At 66.7% G+C, this 14210-nt stretch carries 14 protein-coding genes, 2 pseudogenes and 1 riboswitch; of the genes and pseudogenes, 5 read left to right on the top strand and 11 right to left on the bottom strand.

The genetic code is table 11. The annotated features are described in order from the left end of the window. Positions 1-86 precede the first annotated feature (86 nt). A pseudogene (locus ACFWY9_RS28510) lies at positions 87-716 on the bottom strand (TetR/AcrR family transcriptional regulator); the annotation flags it as partial. 300 nt (positions 717-1016) lie between these two features. Here ACFWY9_RS28510 and ACFWY9_RS28515 point away from each other — a divergent pair. Continuing rightward, positions 1017-1595: a MerR family transcriptional regulator gene (locus ACFWY9_RS28515; protein ID WP_378322687.1), complete on the top strand. Its 579-nt coding sequence runs from the start codon at positions 1017-1019 to the stop codon at positions 1593-1595. Positions 1596-1641: 46 nt separating this feature from the next. Further along, positions 1642-1745: riboswitch (glycine riboswitch) on the top strand. 170 nt (positions 1746-1915) lie between these two features. Next, positions 1916-4804: an aminomethyl-transferring glycine dehydrogenase gene (gcvP, locus tag ACFWY9_RS28520; RefSeq protein ID WP_378340330.1), complete on the top strand. Its 2889-nt coding sequence runs from the start codon at positions 1916-1918 to the stop codon at positions 4802-4804. Positions 4805-4815: 11 nt separating this feature from the next. Here gcvP and ACFWY9_RS28525 read toward each other — a convergent pair whose 3' ends face one another. Next, on the bottom strand, positions 4816-5178 hold the full coding sequence (locus ACFWY9_RS28525) for a nuclear transport factor 2 family protein (protein ID WP_378340331.1): 363 nt from the start codon (positions 5176-5178) through the stop codon (positions 4816-4818). A gap of 134 nt (positions 5179-5312) precedes the next feature. Here ACFWY9_RS28525 and ACFWY9_RS28530 point away from each other — a divergent pair, with 134 nt between their 5' ends. Beyond that, positions 5313-6113 (top strand): helix-turn-helix domain-containing protein, encoded by an 801-nt coding sequence (locus ACFWY9_RS28530; protein WP_378322690.1) that lies wholly within the window; start codon positions 5313-5315, stop codon positions 6111-6113. A 53-nt stretch (positions 6114-6166) separates the two neighbouring features. Beyond that, positions 6167-7024, top strand: coding sequence for an aldo/keto reductase (locus tag ACFWY9_RS28535; RefSeq protein WP_378340332.1), 858 nt, complete (start codon positions 6167-6169; stop codon positions 7022-7024). Here ACFWY9_RS28535 and ACFWY9_RS28540 read toward each other — a convergent pair. Next, a complete protein-coding gene (locus ACFWY9_RS28540; protein WP_378322692.1) occupies positions 7011-7697 on the bottom strand; it encodes a hypothetical protein in 687 nt (228 codons plus the stop codon). The two genes, ACFWY9_RS28535 and ACFWY9_RS28540, sit on opposite strands and share 14 nt — an antisense overlap. A gap of 118 nt (positions 7698-7815) precedes the next feature. Further along, positions 7816-8094: pseudogene (locus tag ACFWY9_RS28545) on the bottom strand (3-methyladenine DNA glycosylase); the annotation flags it as partial. A gap of 70 nt (positions 8095-8164) precedes the next feature. Between ACFWY9_RS28545 and ACFWY9_RS28550 the strand changes: the two are divergent. Continuing rightward, entirely contained in the window at positions 8165-8467 is a 303-nt protein-coding gene (locus ACFWY9_RS28550) for a recombinase family protein (RefSeq protein ID WP_378340333.1), read from the top strand. Between the two features lie 246 nt (positions 8468-8713). Here the strand turns inward: ACFWY9_RS28550 and ACFWY9_RS28555 are convergent, their stop codons facing one another. From ACFWY9_RS28555 to ACFWY9_RS28585, 7 genes are read right to left on the bottom strand one after another with little or no spacing between them, the layout of a single operon-like run. Then, positions 8714-9643 carry a glycoside hydrolase domain-containing protein gene (locus ACFWY9_RS28555; protein ID WP_378340334.1) on the bottom strand — a complete coding sequence of 310 codons (930 nt, stop codon included), beginning with the start codon at positions 9641-9643 and terminating at the stop codon, positions 8714-8716. 10 nt (positions 9644-9653) lie between these two features. After that, positions 9654-9878, bottom strand: coding sequence for a hypothetical protein (locus ACFWY9_RS28560; RefSeq protein WP_378340335.1), 225 nt, complete (start codon positions 9876-9878; stop codon positions 9654-9656). Positions 9879-9889: 11 nt separating this feature from the next. Continuing rightward, positions 9890-10246 (bottom strand): hypothetical protein, encoded by a 357-nt coding sequence (locus ACFWY9_RS28565; protein ID WP_378340336.1) that lies wholly within the window; start codon positions 10244-10246, stop codon positions 9890-9892. 12 nt (positions 10247-10258) lie between these two features. Next, a complete protein-coding gene (locus ACFWY9_RS28570; protein ID WP_378340337.1) occupies positions 10259-10819 on the bottom strand; it encodes a hypothetical protein in 561 nt (186 codons plus the stop codon). 7 nt (positions 10820-10826) lie between these two features. Beyond that, positions 10827-11939: a hypothetical protein gene (locus tag ACFWY9_RS28575; protein WP_378340338.1), complete on the bottom strand. Its 1113-nt coding sequence runs from the start codon at positions 11937-11939 to the stop codon at positions 10827-10829. Between the two features lie 38 nt (positions 11940-11977). Further along, positions 11978-13171: a hypothetical protein gene (locus tag ACFWY9_RS28580; RefSeq protein ID WP_378340339.1), complete on the bottom strand. Its 1194-nt coding sequence runs from the start codon at positions 13169-13171 to the stop codon at positions 11978-11980. Between the two features lie 9 nt (positions 13172-13180). Continuing rightward, a complete protein-coding gene (locus tag ACFWY9_RS28585) occupies positions 13181-13984 on the bottom strand; it encodes a hypothetical protein (RefSeq protein WP_378340340.1) in 804 nt (267 codons plus the stop codon). Positions 13985-14210: the final 226 nt, after the last annotated feature.

Below are 14210 nucleotides of genomic sequence, written 5' to 3' on the forward strand. Positions count from 1 at the left end.
GCGGCGCGCCCCCCCCCCCCCCCCCTCCATCCGCTTGGCGCCCGCCGGGCGCGGTGGGGGGGCCGGGGGGCGCCCCCCGCGCCCCCGGGGGCGGTGGCCCTTTCGAACAGGTCGGCCAGTTCCCGGCCGTAGCGGTCGATGTCGAGCGACGGGTCGGTTTTGAACTGAGCCGCCACGCCGTCGATGGCCTGGGCGATGGACATCGCCATCACGTCCGGCGCGAAGTCACCGAAAGCGCCTTCCCGCTGCCCCTGCTTCAACTGCCGGTACACACTCCCCACCCGCAGGTCGTTCAGCACGGGCCCGGCCATGCCCCAGCCGTCCTCGTCCTCCGCGTTCGCGGTCATCTCCGCGAGCACCCGCACACAGTCCGGGTAGTCACGCAGGAACGCCACCGACGTCTCGATGTGCGCCCGCAGGTTCCCCCGCCGGTCCGCGGCGTCGATCCGGCCTTCGGTCCGCTCCGCGAGGAAACGGCTCTTCGTCTCGATCACCGTGCTCAGCACCGCCTGCATCAGCCCTGCCTTGCTGGTGAAGTGGTAGGAGATGATCCGGGTGCTGCTCAGCCCGGCGCGTTCCTTGATCCGCGCGAGCGTCGTCTTCCGATAGCCGACCTGGGCCATCGTCGCGATGGTCGCGCCGATGATCTGTGCTCGGCGGGCGGCCTCGGTCACGGAGAGGCCGAGCTCCGCCTGCGTGTCAGTGCTTACTTGCATGAGTAAAAATTAACACGTCTGAGTAAAACTGTCCAGCCGGCCCGCTCTTCGCCGGGCTCGTACGGCGAACGGACTAAAGGCTCAACACGAACTTGAGGCCAGCCGCGCGTCGCGTTGACCGGCACCTTGCATGCGCTTACCGTCAAAGGCGGTAAATCGCCACGATGTGATTCGACTCCGCGATCCGCTGTGCTGCGAACGCGGGGGCACGGACGTGGCGATTCATCCCGGCCGGTCCCACTCCTGGGTCCGACCGGCTTGTCGTTCGCCGGCCGCCAGGTCGGGCGAGGGGAGGCACGCGTGGTCGAGGCTGGTCCTGAGAAGCAGCCTGTTCAGGTCGCCGGCGGCGAGCAGGGTGAACTGTTCCCCGACGCCTCGCTTCCGGACGAACTGGTCGGCTACCGGGGCCCCGCCGCCTGTCAGATCGCCGGGATCACCTACCGGCAGCTCGACTACTGGGCCAGGACGAAGCTGGTCGCGCCGAGCATCCGTACCGCGCACGGTTCGGGATCGCAGCGGCTGTACTCGTTCAAGGACATCCTGGTCCTCAAGGTCGTGAAGCGCTTACTGGACACCGGGGTCTCACTGCAGAACATCCGCGTCGCCGTCGATCACCTGCGGGTACGCGGAGTGCGTGATCTGGCTAAGGTGACGTTGTTCTCGGACGGCACCACGGTCTACGAGTGCACGTCGCCGGAGGAGATCGTCGATCTGCTCCAGGGCGGTCAGGGTGTGTTCGGCATCGCGGTCAGCGGGGCCATGCAGGAGATCAGCGGCACGATCCACGAGTTCCCGGCCGAGCGTGCCGACGGCGGCGAGGTCGAGTCGATGGTGCCGGACGAGCTGACCCAGCGCCGCAACGCCCGTCGCACCGGGTGATCACCGGCGCTCGAGGGCGTCAGGGTAGGCTCTGTTCCGCGGTCGACGAATCCGCGCGGGAGAGACCGGGCCATCAACAACCTTGAGCCCGGCGCCGAAGGAGCAAGTCCTCCCCGGAACCTCTCAGGCACCCTGGACCGCGCGGACGAGACGCCTCTGGAAAGTGGGTCGCCAGGACACAGCCTGGCGGCTCCGCCGAAGGTGCAAGCCCGGCTCAACACACGGGTGAAACTCTCAGGCGCCCTACGGGTACGGACAGAGCGGGGAGGGCCAGGACAACGTTGTCCCCGGCCCCGTCCCCGCCGTCCCGGGAGGTTCACGTGACCGAACCCAGTCCGTCCCTCGCCGAACTGGAGCAGGGAATTCCCTTCGCCGACCGGCACATCGGCCCCGGGCCCGGGGAACTCGCCCGGATCCTTGGCGTCGTCGGCGTCGCCTCACTCGACGAACTCGCCGAGCGCGCGGTCCCCGGTTCCCTGCGGGCTTCGGCCAGGACCCCGGGCCTGCCGCCCGCCGCCACGGAAGCACAGGCACTGGCGGAACTGCGGGCGCTCGCCGCGCGCAACCGGCCGATGGTGCAGATGATCGGCCTCGGCTACCACGACACGATCACCCCGCCGGTGATCCGCCGGAACCTCTTCGAGAATCCCGCCTGGTACACGGCTTACACGCCGTACCAGCCGGAGATCTCCCAAGGCCGCTTGGAAGCGCTGCTCAACTTCCAGACGATGATCGCGGACCTCACCGGCCTGCCGATCGCCAACGCGTCCCTGCTCGACGAGGCGACCGCCGCGGCCGAGGCGATGACCCTGGTCCGTCGCGCCACCCGCTCGAAGTCCGCGCGGTTCGTCGTCGACGAGGACACCCTGCCGCAGACCATCGAAGTGCTGCGTACTCGCGCGGAGCCGCTCGGCATCGAGCTCGTCGTCACCGACCTGTCCCAGGGCATCACCGGGCTCGGCCTCGGCGGCGACTTCTTCGGCGTCCTGCTGAGCTACCCCGGCGCGTCCGGCGCGGTGCGCGAGCTGGATCCGGTGATCGCCGAGGCGAAGGCACTCGGCGCCGCCGTCGTGGTGGCAGCGGACCCGCTCGCGCTGACCCTCCTGCGCTCGCCCGGCGAACTCGGCGCGGACGTCGCGATCGGTTCGGCACAACGGTTCGGCGTGCCGATGGGCTTCGGCGGACCGCACGCCGCCTACCTCGCCGTCCGCGAGGGCCTCGAACGCCAGGTCCCGGGCAGGCTCGTCGGTGTCTCGGTCGACGCCGACGGCGCGCGGGCGTACCGGCTCGCCTTGCAGACCCGCGAGCAGCACATCCGCCGCGAGAAGGCGACGTCCAACATCTGCACCGCGCAGGTGCTGCTCGCCGTGATGGCCGCGATGTACGCGGTGTACCACGGCCCGGAAGGACTGCGGGCCATCGCGTACCGCGCCCATCGCATGGCCACGGTGTTCGCCGCCGGGCTCGCCGAGGGCGGCATCGAGATGCGCCACGGCGAGTTCTTCGACACGGTGACCGCGGTCGTGCCGGGCCAGGCGGCGGCGATCGTGGCGGCCGCGCGCGACCTCGGGGTGAACCTCCGGCTCGTCGATGCGGACCACGTCGGCGTCGCCTGCGACGAGACCACGACGCGCGAGCGGCTTTCGTTGGTGTGGAAGGCTTTTGGCGTCACTGTGTCCGATGTGGACTCGCTGGACGTGGACACCGCCGACGCGCTGCCCGTGCCGCTGCGGCGGACGGGGGAGTACCTGACCCATCCGGTGTTCCACACGCATCGCTCGGAAACGGCGCTGCTGCGGTACCTGCGTTCCCTGGCGGACAAGGACCTGGCACTCGACCGGAGCATGATCCCGCTCGGCTCCTGCACGATGAAGCTCAACGCCGCCGCGGAGATGGAACCCGTCAGCTGGCCCGAATTCGCCGGACTGCACCCGTTCGCCCCCGTCGAGGACGCCGAGGGGCTGCTCTCGGTGGTGTCCGATGTGGAGGGTTGGCTGGCCGGGATCACCGGCTATGACGCGGTTTCGCTGCAGCCGAACGCGGGCAGTCAGGGCGAGTTCGCCGGTCTGCTGGCGATCCGTGCCTACCACCGTTCGCGGGGCGAGGACGCCCGCGACGTATGCCTGATCCCGGCCAGTGCCCACGGCACCAACGCCGCCAGTGCGGTGATGGCCGGGATGCGCGTCGTCGTGGTGCGGTGCGACGAGGGCGGCAACATCGACCTCGCGCATCTGAAGTCCACTGCGGACGAACACGCCGGCGACCTCGCGGCGATCATGCTCACCTACCCGTCGACCCACGGCGTCTACGAGGACACCGTCGGCGAGGTCTGCGGTCTGGTGCACGACGCGGGTGGCCAGGTGTATGTCGACGGGGCGAACCTCAACGCGCTCATCGGGCTGGCGCAGTTCGGCCGGTTCGGCGCCGACGTCTCGCATCTCAACCTGCACAAGACCTTCTGCATCCCGCACGGCGGTGGCGGGCCCGGTGTCGGCCCGATCGGCGTCCGGGAGCACCTCGCGCCGTTCCTGCCGAACCATCCGCTGCAGCCCGCCGCCGGTCCTGCCACCGGTGTCGGCCCGATCAGCGCGGCCCCGTGGGGCAGCGCGTCGATCCTGCCGATCTCGTGGGCCTACGTGCGGATGATGGGCGACGAAGGCCTGCGCCGCGCCACGCTGACCGCGGTGGCGAACGCGAACTACATCGCCCGCCGCCTCGGTGAGCACTACCCGGTGCTCTACGCGGGACACGACGGGCTGGTCGCCCACGAGTGCATCCTCGACCTGCGCGGGATCACGAAACGCACCGGCGTCACGGTGGACGACGTCGCGAAACGGCTGGCCGACTACGGCCTGCACGCGCCGACGATGTCGTTCCCGGTCGCGGGCACGCTCATGGTCGAGCCCACCGAGAGCGAGGACCTCGGCGAACTCGACCGGTTCTGCGCCGCGATGATCGCGATCCGGGGCGAGATCGACAGGGTGGCGGCGGGGGAGTGGCCCCTGGCGGACAGCCCGCTCCGCAACGCCCCGCACACCGCCCGCTGCGTCACCGGCGAGTGGACCCGCCCCTACTCGCGCGAACTCGCGGTTTTCCCGGCAGGCCCTTCGGCGACGAAGGCGTGGCCCCCGGTGCGCCGCATCGACGGCGCCACCGGTGACCGCAACCTCGTCTGCTCCTGCCCGCCCCCGGACGCCTTCGCCGACTGACCGCGAGTTCGTCAGCCGGGCCGCTTGTCCAGGAAGCCGTGCACCTTCGCGATCCGGCCGCCTTCCAGCTCGACGACGTCGAAGCCGATGACCATCGGCTCGTCGGCCCCGGGAGCGCCGAGATACCACTGGAACCGGGCGAGGTCGTGGTGCGCGTCGGCCTCGGCGGGCAGGCTGAACACGAGCCCGGCGAACTGCGCCTGCGCCCCGCCGATGAAACCGTCGACGCCGTCGTGCCCTTCGACCGCGCCCAACGGGTCGGTGTAGCGGGCGTCCTCGGTGAAGACGTCCGCGATCAGCGCGCGCCTGCGGGCCGGGTCGGTCTCGTTCCACACGGCGATGTACTGCTCGACGATGTGCTGGACTTCCGACATGGGATCCCTCTTTTCGTTACCGGACAACGCTTTCGTCGTCCTCGACGACGCAAAGCCTGCCCGGTGCGGGTGCGGCGCGTCGATTACCCGGGAGGTAATGGCGACGCCGCGGCGGGCCCCGTAGCGTCTGCCTCGTGACTACTCCCGTGAAGGTGGGCGAGCTGCTGCGGCAATGGCGGGACCGCCGCCGCATCAGCCAGCTCGACCTGGCGATCTCGGCGGACATCTCGACCCGGCATCTGAGCTTCGTCGAGACCGGCCGGTCCCGTCCGAGCCGTGACATGGTGCTGCGCCTCGGCGAGCATCTCGACGTCCCGCTGCGCGAGCGCAACCAGCTGCTGCTGGCGGCCGGGTACGCACCCGCGTACGGCGAAAGCGGACTCGGTGATCCCGAGATGGCGGCGGTCCGCGAGGCGGTCCGGCTGCTGCTGAAGGGGCACGAGCCCTACCCGGCGGCGGTCGTCGACCGCGCCTGGAACCTCGTCGACGCGAACGCGAGCCTCGGGATCTTCACCGAGCAAGTGGCGCCCGAGCTGCTGACGCCGCCTGCCAACGTGCTGCGCGCGACGCTGCATCCGGACGGGATGGCACCGCACGTGCTCAACCTGGGGGAGTGGCGAGCCCACCTGCTCGGCAGGCTGCGGGGCCAGGTCACCCAGACCGCCGATCCGGTGCTCGCCGCGCTGCTGGAGGAGCTGCGCGGCTATCCGTGCGACCAGCCGGTGCCCGACGTGGAAGTGCCCGGACCCGGCGACATCTTCGTCCCGCTGCGATTCCGCCACCACGGCACCGAGCTGGCGTTCTTCAGCACGGTCGCCACGTTCGGGACGCCACTCGACGTGACGGTCGCGGAGCTCGTCATCGAGTCGTTCTTTCCGGCGAATCCCGCCACCGCGGCGTATCTGCGCGACCGGGCGGGCGCCGAAGTGCGATGATCGGGCGCGGAACTCCCCGCAGCAGCCGATGACGCAGTGAGGATCGCCCCTTCATGGCCATGTCGCCCCTGCTCGCCCTGACCGACGACGTCCGCATCCCGCAGCTCGGTTTCGGCGTCTGGCGGGTGCCCGCCTCGGACGCCACGAAAGTGGTCCGCACCGCCATCGACGCCGGCTACCGCGCCATCGACACGGCCGCGGCCTACGGCAACGAGTCCGAGGTCGGCACCGCCATCGCCGGCTGCGGCGTCCCGCGCGAGGAACTGTTCGTCACGACGAAGCTGTGGAACGCCGACCACGGCTACGACGCCGCGCTGCGCGCGTTCGACCGCAGCATGGCCGCGCTCGGGCTCGACCGGCTCGACCTCTACCTCATCCACTGGCCGCTGCCGAAACGCGGCACGGCCGCCGACACCTGGCGGGCACTGGTGAAGCTGCGCGACGACGGCCGCGTCCGCGCGATCGGCGTGTCGAACTTCCAGATCCCGCATCTGCGCGAGCTGATCGACGAGACCGGCGTCGTGCCCTCGGTCAACCAGATCGAACTGCACCCGTGGCTCCAGCAGGTCGCGCTGCGGGAGTTCCACGCCGAGCAGGGCATCCTCACCGAGGCGTGGAGCCCGCTCGCGAAAGGGCGGCTGCTCGGGGACGAACCGGTCACCGCGCTCGCCGCGAAGTACGGCAAGAGCCCGGCCCAGATCGTGCTGCGGTGGCATCTGCAGCTGGGCACCGTGGTGATCCCGAAGTCGGCCACCCCGGCGCGGATCCGGGAGAACCTGGACGTGTTCGACTTCGAACTGGCCGAGGACGACCTGGCCGTGCTCGGCGAGCTGGACAACGGCACCCGGACCGGGCCGGACCCGGAAACCTTCGACCTGACGTCGACGCTGGGCGACGTCAGGCGGCCTTGATCCCCGCCGCCGCGAAATCGGCCTGCTGCGCGGGCTGCTTGAGGTACTCCCGGAAGGTCTGCGCGGCCCGCTGCTGGATGTCGTCGGCGGCCTTGCCGCCCAGGCAGATGAACGGGTAGTCGGCCGAACGCGCGGTGGCGACGGACTGCGCGGGCGAGCTGATGAGCTCGGGCTTGGCGGTGGTCAGCTCGCTGACCCAGTAGCCCGATTCGGGCAGCCACGCGGCGGGCAGGCCGCCGATCGCGTCGACGTTGGTGCGGCCGGTCAGCGCGTCGAGCACCTGTGCCGACGGCATCGATTCGACGGTCACGTGGATGCAGCGGCCGTGCACGACGGTGGCCGCCTGGTTCCACTTCGTCGCGGCCTGGGTCACCGGCTGCGCGGCGCTGGGGGTGACGAGGACGCGGAGGTCGGAGGTCCCGCCCGCGCAGCTGGCCGCCTCGGCCTCTGCCCTGCTGTTGAGGAGACCGTCGGCCCAGTTCCAGCCGAACACGCCCAGCGCGACGAGCGCGGCCAGGACGACGGCCGCGATCGGCCACTTCGCGATGCGGCGGCGCGGCGCCTTCTTGCCGACGATGCGATGCGAACCGGTGGTCTCACTGCGGCCCGCTGCCCGCTTCGGTGGGTCCAGGGGATGCGGCACCGGCTCCTCGGGCAGGCTGTGACGCCCCATCGTTGTCCTTTCGAAACGCGCGCACACGCGCTGCTACGCAACCAAAACGTTATCACCCTAACAGGTGAGCCGTGAGGCGGGAATAATGTGACTCACAGTTGGTTCGGCCGTACTAAATTCACCTTGACGAAGTGAGTAATTCCTCGCAGTGCGCGATCAGCCGGGTACGCAGCGGTGCCGCCCGGCGAGCGAATTCCGCCTGCGCACGGGCGTATTCGGCCCGGCCGCCGGCGGTCTCGATCCGCACCGGCGAGTACCCGAACCCGGAAAGGTCGTACGGGCTCGCGCGCATGTCCAGTTCGCGGATGTCGGCGGCCAGCAGGAAACAGTCGGCGATCAGTTCCGCGTCGACGAACGGGTCCAGTTTGTACGCCCATTTGAAGAGATCCAGATGGCTTTAACCTACAGACACGTGATAGTCTACGGACCGGACAACAAGGCTGGACCAGCGATGAAGGGTCTCTGACGTGGCAACATACGGATACACCAGGTACAGCCAATCCCCGATGCCCGGCTCGCCCTCGGACAGGTTCCCGAACGAAGCTAAGCGGCGGGGCTGTGTCGAGGTCTTCTACGACGAGGACACGCCTTCGAGTGCGATGCCGGGTCCGGAGTTCAAGAGGCTCATTGACCGGGTTCAGCGCGGGGACAAGGTCTTGATCCCGGGCTACGACCGACTCACCCGCGACAAGGACCGCATGGCGTTCCTTCTCCAATCGCTCGAAGATCTCGGGGTGGAAGTCTTGACCCTCGCTGACATCGAGTCCTGAACGACAAAAAGCCCCCTACCTTGGCCACAGAGGCTAGGTAGGGGGCTTTGGTGTGTCAGGAGTGCGGAGGCTGGTTCGCGGGGCCCACGGCCACGCCGAGAGCCGCCAGAAGCGGCGACACGGCGGTCAGGACCACGGTCACGGTGTCTTGGTCCAGATGAACCCCGAACAGGGCTAGGAGGCCAACCAGGGCCGCGGGACTGAGTCCGAAGACCGCAGCGAGGACCGCCTTGGTGTACTTCCGAATCATGCGGGAACGATCTGGTACTTCATCACGCCTCCGCACGAGTACCCGAAGAAAACTCGGGTCGTGCCGGCCGGAATGCGCCACTGGCCCGGACGATTGACCTCGACCCGGTCCACCTGAGTCCATCCGGATCCCAGGCGTTCGCCTCCGCCCGTGCCGCCGGCCGCCCCCCAGTTCATGGGCGCACTAACGAAACCATCCACGCTGGTTGCGATTACGTTCAAAACCGCCGGACGACCGTCCCAGATCTCACACGCGTAGGCCTGGTCCGCGGACGGCAGAAGGGTAACGGGCTGCATCTCATCCTCTTCGTCAAAACGGGGGCTCGGGGCAGGGGTCACAGAGCCGTTGGGGTCGGTGATGACCTTGTTCAGGTCACATTCGGTGCCAGATACGTAGACCCGGCCGTTGTTCCACTGGTAAACGTTCGCGTGGGGGACAAGGTCGTATTCCGCTCCGGCCTGCCAGAAGGCGGAAGCATGGCCTACGGCCGCGTTGAGGGCGTTGTAAAACCCGTAGGCCCCGACCCTCTCCCGACCCAGAACGGACGCGGCTCCGTCCAGATAAGCCCGCCAAGAGGCCACGTTCGGAAGGTTCGGACGGTCGTTGCAAAAGAAGATCACGCCGTTGTATCCGAGGTATTCGGCCCCGGCCTTAGCTCGCTGAGCGCGGGCTACGCCTTCGGCGTATCCGCCATCCGCATCAGTTGTGTCCCCCTGATGAACAAGACGAACCTTCACACCGTGTGTGATCAGGTCGTCGTACTCAGCCTTGTTCGTGTGCTTCGTGCTGAGCAGGTTCGGGGCGTCGATATACCGGATAGCTCCGGTACAGAACTCACCCCCAGGCCCGATCCGGGTGCCCGCAACAGCGGCACCCGAAAGCTTCCGGGCCGAATAGTCGATCCAGTATTCCGTGTAGTTGGCCACTGGCCAAGCCTCATTTCGTGATGAGCGGCTGAATCCAAGAGAAGACGGCCGAAATCAAGGCGACGCCTACGGCGCTCTTGGTCTTCCACGAATCCCCCTGCCTCTTCTCCAAGGCGTTGATTCGTTCCTCGTGCCGACCCAGGGTGTTCACGGCTCCGTCCAGCTTCTCATCCAACTTGTCCAGCTTTCCCTCAAGTCGGGTAAACCAGTACTCGAAGCCTCTTTCCTCAGGCATTTAGATCATCCTCAGCTAAGGGCCGGAACCGTATTGAACGGCCCGGTCGGACCGCCGTTGTGTCCTGAGAGCAGGAAGTACACGGCGAAGGTCGGGTCATAGGTCCAAGCATCGGGCCAGCGTTTGCTTTGCCATACGGACTGGCCACCCGTGAGGGTGTCCTGAAGTTGCCACTCGTCCGGATCGTTGGTGAGTTCCGAGAGTGGCTGGAAATGAATCAGCTTCTGAACCTTGTCGAGCAGGGCCGCGAAGCTGGTATAAGGGAAGTCCGCGAACGCACCAACGATGCTGATGAGCGCAGCTCGTTCCGGATCCACGACCCCCTGATAATCCAGCTCGGCTATGGCATGTGTCCCGAGTACGGTCATGGGGCCTCCAAGTTAGGCGGTTGAGGGGATTACCCGAACGTCGAAATAGAAGTCTGAACGGTTGGCCAGGGGTGTGGGCACCGTGGCGGTGCCGGCGGGGCCCGTGAACAACGCAAAGCTCACGGTATGGGTCCCTGTCCATACGGCCGGAGATCGACGAAACAAGGTCGCGTACGCGAATCCACTGGACGATCCGCCCATTTGACCGATAAATGCCGACCCGATCACGCCCGTACCCAAGGGCGTAGACGGGTGAGTGAACGTAGCCGCATCCACACGAGCGGACAGGTAGTGAGACGTGCCTGCGTCCGCGGGAAGATCCCGGATGAACAGTCCGGCCGACACCTCGATCTGATACGGGTACCCCGGGTCGGGCACGGAAACCGAGGAAACCAAGGCTCCGGACGAAGCTGCGAGGGTAATAGGCCCAGCGCCGTCGAACGGCGCTGAGGCCACACCCAAATACCGGGGGGCAGATGAGGGTTTACGCCTCCGGGCCATACCCTCGATCCGGTCATTCAGGATCTTGATTGCCTCTTCGACCGAACCCGCGAGGCGGATATCGTTGGCCACGGTTCTCCTACGCTGAAGGTTCGGGCTGAATCTTGAGCTTCACGAGCCCAGGTCCGCTTCCGTTGGACATGCCCACGATCCGACGTCGATAACTACCATCGGGAATCACAGGGTGGTCCGTGATTCGAAGCAAGGGCTTATCCCCTTCGGCCCAACCTCCGAGTTCTGGGGAGACCTGGGCCCCTCTGGAGTTCTTGCCATCGATGCGGACTTCGGCGTTCCAAGTCTCCAAGGGCTGGGACCGGTCCGAGAGAATCCCGGACGCGTATCCGTCCAGAGTCGTCTTCACTCCGACGTCGTTGTGCACGGTATCGACGTAGTCCGAATATATGACCCCCGCCGCTTGCAGAGCGGCTGAGTTCTCCGCATACCCGACCACGGCCGAACCCCCGTCTCCCGAGCCCTTGGACCAAACACGGTGCGGACGCGGGATGCTCAGGTTGTAGTCCACATCGATGTTTCCGAATGCGGCCCCGAACTCCCAGACCGCAGCTAAGGACGCGTCTCCGAGAAGCGGACTTCCGAGGGCGAGCTTCCAGCCGATGTACGGGGCCCCGGACACGAAGTACAGATACGGCCTGACGATGAACTCACATCCGCCTACAGCGTCGGTTTCGTCGTTCATCTTCTTGAGAACCGTGTTGAAATCCCAGGCCGCGAAGGATCGGGCCGTAGATCCGGTCTCAGAGGCCCCGTCCGTGGTGTCGAAGGGCAGTCCCGCCCCACTGGCGCTGTCCGCCAGGGAGCGGCTCACGAGTTCACTAAGGACTCTCCGGGATGAAACCCCGGCCAGGGAGTAGTTGTTGTCCGAGGACGTGATCGTGGACGGGGATGCGCCGGCGGCCCTGACGATCCGATTGTCGAACACTCCGAGCATCCCAGGACCGCTGACGTTGAGGGTTCGCTTGTCCTGACTAAAGGATCCATCTCCGGGCATTCCGCCCTGGATCGGGATGTCCTTGTAGAGCAGGACCCAGGAGTGCGCCCCCGAGGTCATGTAGGTCAAGACGTTGTCTTTGGAGTTCGGAGTCCCCAGGTACAGTTCTACACCCCAGGACCCCTTTTGTCCGATCTCAGTTTCCCAGGTCGGATCTGCGGACAAGAAAACCTCGTCTACCACCTGGCCCGTGGTGGCTCGGGTAATGAGACAACGCCAGGTCACAGCCACACCCGGATTGGGTCAATGTTCGCGGGCTTTACGATTACCTGAAGCGTGTGCCAGCCTACTTGAGCCGTGTCCCACTCCAACCCTACAGTTGGAGAGCCACCAATGATGTTCAGGCTTGAACTCACGGTCTTTGAAGTCGTGTACGGACCGACCGTGAAATCTGGAGCTGTAATGGGGTTGTGCAGTCGGCCGGGTTGGCCCCAGGTGTTGAATGTCTGGTAATTGCACAGGACCCCGTCTACGAGGGTCTCAAACTCCACGACCATATCTCCGTCCGCGGCGGGTTTCCAGCGTGCCCGCGGGGTCAGAGTTACGGGGATGCCGTACGCGGGAACCACCAGGTTCTGAATCTCCATGATGGTGCCGCCCGCTGTGGCGGACCTTGTTCCCACGTTCGGAGCGGTTTGGGTGAAAACCAGTTCCCCGCCGTCCCCACGCCAACCAGCCGTGCCCGCATCCGAGGACACGTAGTAGGTCTGATTCGGAAATGGGTGTCCGACCACGTACCGCTGGTCTCCGGCATAGGCCCCGGCTTCGAGGAAGGCCGTGGACGTGATCTTGGCGTCGTTCCCGTACAGGATCCGGCGTCCGCCCCGGGCCACCAGACCCGGACCCCGCATCTCGGTCACCGTGATCGTGGCCCCGTTGGCTTCGATCTGGAGCGCGGCCAGGGGAATCCAGCCGTTCGTCGGCAGGGCCGCGGTCGGAACGACCGGTGTACCCGAGGTGTTATCTCCGGTCACGGCCTGAATCACGAACCGGCGATCTCCGGCCGCGGACCCGATAGCGGAGTTCCGGTCGTCGTAGACTCTGGCCACGATGAGATCAATTCGGCGTTGAGTGCTACTCGGGGTCGCGAGCGAAATCGTCTTCTGGGAATCGAGCCCGCAAAGGTACGGCCCGTTGCTTGGGGTGTCGATCAGGCAGTTCCCGATCGCCACAACGGCGGTTGGAGCTGAACCCGTGGCCCCGACCGTGACTCGGAGCCCGCCGTGGTTCGCGTTCCCAAGTGTGGCACCGGATACCGATCCCCCAGCAAAGACCCCGGACTTGTAAGACATGACGCTTCCGGGCTGAGGCTGGGCATAACCCGCAAGCGCATACCGAGCGTCCTTCTCGTCTATCTTGCTCGTGACGGCCCATGGGTCGAACGTGCTGTTAACCGTGGTCCCGATGGACGGCATGAGGTCTCCCTACCAAAACGCGGGACTGTAACTCGCGGTCAGAGTCCCAAGATCTGTGGACGGCCCCGAATGCGAGAGACCGATCGAAAGCGAAGATCCCGGCTGAACGACGAAGGCCGACCATTTAGCGGGATTGACAAGATAGCCCCGGGACGCCGTCCCGCCCAGAAGGGCGGACGGGTCCTCCGGGTTGATAACCAGGAACTCGCCTGTAGCCAGGGACGCGTTATAGGTGATGCTCCCACCCGGGACAGACAGGCTAGGTGTCGTGAGTGGCCCCGTGAGGGTCAGCTCCGGGCTCGTGGGCGCGGTCCCTGCCGTGTTGTCTACGGTCAAAATCCCGATTGCACCCGCAGGGCCGAAATCCAAACCTCCGCCACTGGCGGCGTAGTCCAAACCTCCGCCTGTGGCGAAGTCCAGCCCTGTGGTTGAATTCTGGGGCAAACCCACGGTCAGGGTCTGCTTGGTCTCAAAGTATCGGCGGGGGTCCGGGGATGTGAGTTGGATACTCGCCTCAAAGGCAGGGTCCTGGGCTGTGATCGGTTTAATCAGGATGTCGCCTTCGCGGGCGACGTTTTGGACCAGATTCCCGATTTCCGACCGGAACACCAGGGGGTAAAGCTTGGTGGTGTCCTGACACAGGGCCAGCATTTTGAGCGAGGCCAGACGGAGTGCGGCCCAGGATTTATTTCCTTCGGCATACGCTCGGATGGTCAGATTGATAACGCCGCGCTCTACGAACCCCGGGGTCCAGTAAGACCCCGGGCGTTGGTACTTCGGGGTGAAGGTCGTGGTTGGTGCGGGTGCGGACAACGGCTCACTGTCCGAAGTGGCTAGCCAGCGAACCCCCGACGAATCACGGGGCCCGTTGAGTACCAAGCCGTCCAGCGTCCAGACGGGTGCAAGGTTGATCGGCACGGGTCCCCTTTCGAGAGGAGGGTCGGGGGGGGGGGGGGGGGGGGCCCCCGCGCGGGTGAGTGGTGGTCAGGGGGACTCCACCAACCCCCCGCGGGGGGGCCCCCCCGACCCCGCGCCACCA

Origin of the sequence: Amycolatopsis sp. NPDC059027 (assembly GCF_042739735.1) — a bacterium.
GTDB lineage: Bacteria > Actinomycetota > Actinomycetes > Mycobacteriales > Pseudonocardiaceae > Amycolatopsis.

What these genes read in the sequence shown, in the direction of transcription:
- ACFWY9_RS28525 (WP_378340331.1), bottom strand. Translation starts at nt 5,178, where the DNA reads ATGTCGGAAGTCCAGCACATCGTCGAGCAGTACATCGCCGTGTGGAAC.
- ACFWY9_RS28535 (WP_378340332.1), top strand. Translation starts at nt 6,167, where the DNA reads ATGGCCATGTCGCCCCTGCTCGCCCTGACCGACGACGTCCGCATCCCG.
- ACFWY9_RS28540 (WP_378322692.1), bottom strand. Translation starts at nt 7,697, where the DNA reads ATGGGGCGTCACAGCCTGCCCGAGGAGCCGGTGCCGCATCCCCTGGAC.
- ACFWY9_RS28560 (WP_378340335.1), bottom strand. Translation starts at nt 9,878, where the DNA reads ATGCCTGAGGAAAGAGGCTTCGAGTACTGGTTTACCCGACTTGAGGGA.
- ACFWY9_RS28565 (WP_378340336.1), bottom strand. Translation starts at nt 10,246, where the DNA reads ATGACCGTACTCGGGACACATGCCATAGCCGAGCTGGATTATCAGGGG.
- ACFWY9_RS28580 (WP_378340339.1), bottom strand. Translation starts at nt 13,171, where the DNA reads ATGCCGTCCATCGGGACCACGGTTAACAGCACGTTCGACCCATGGGCC.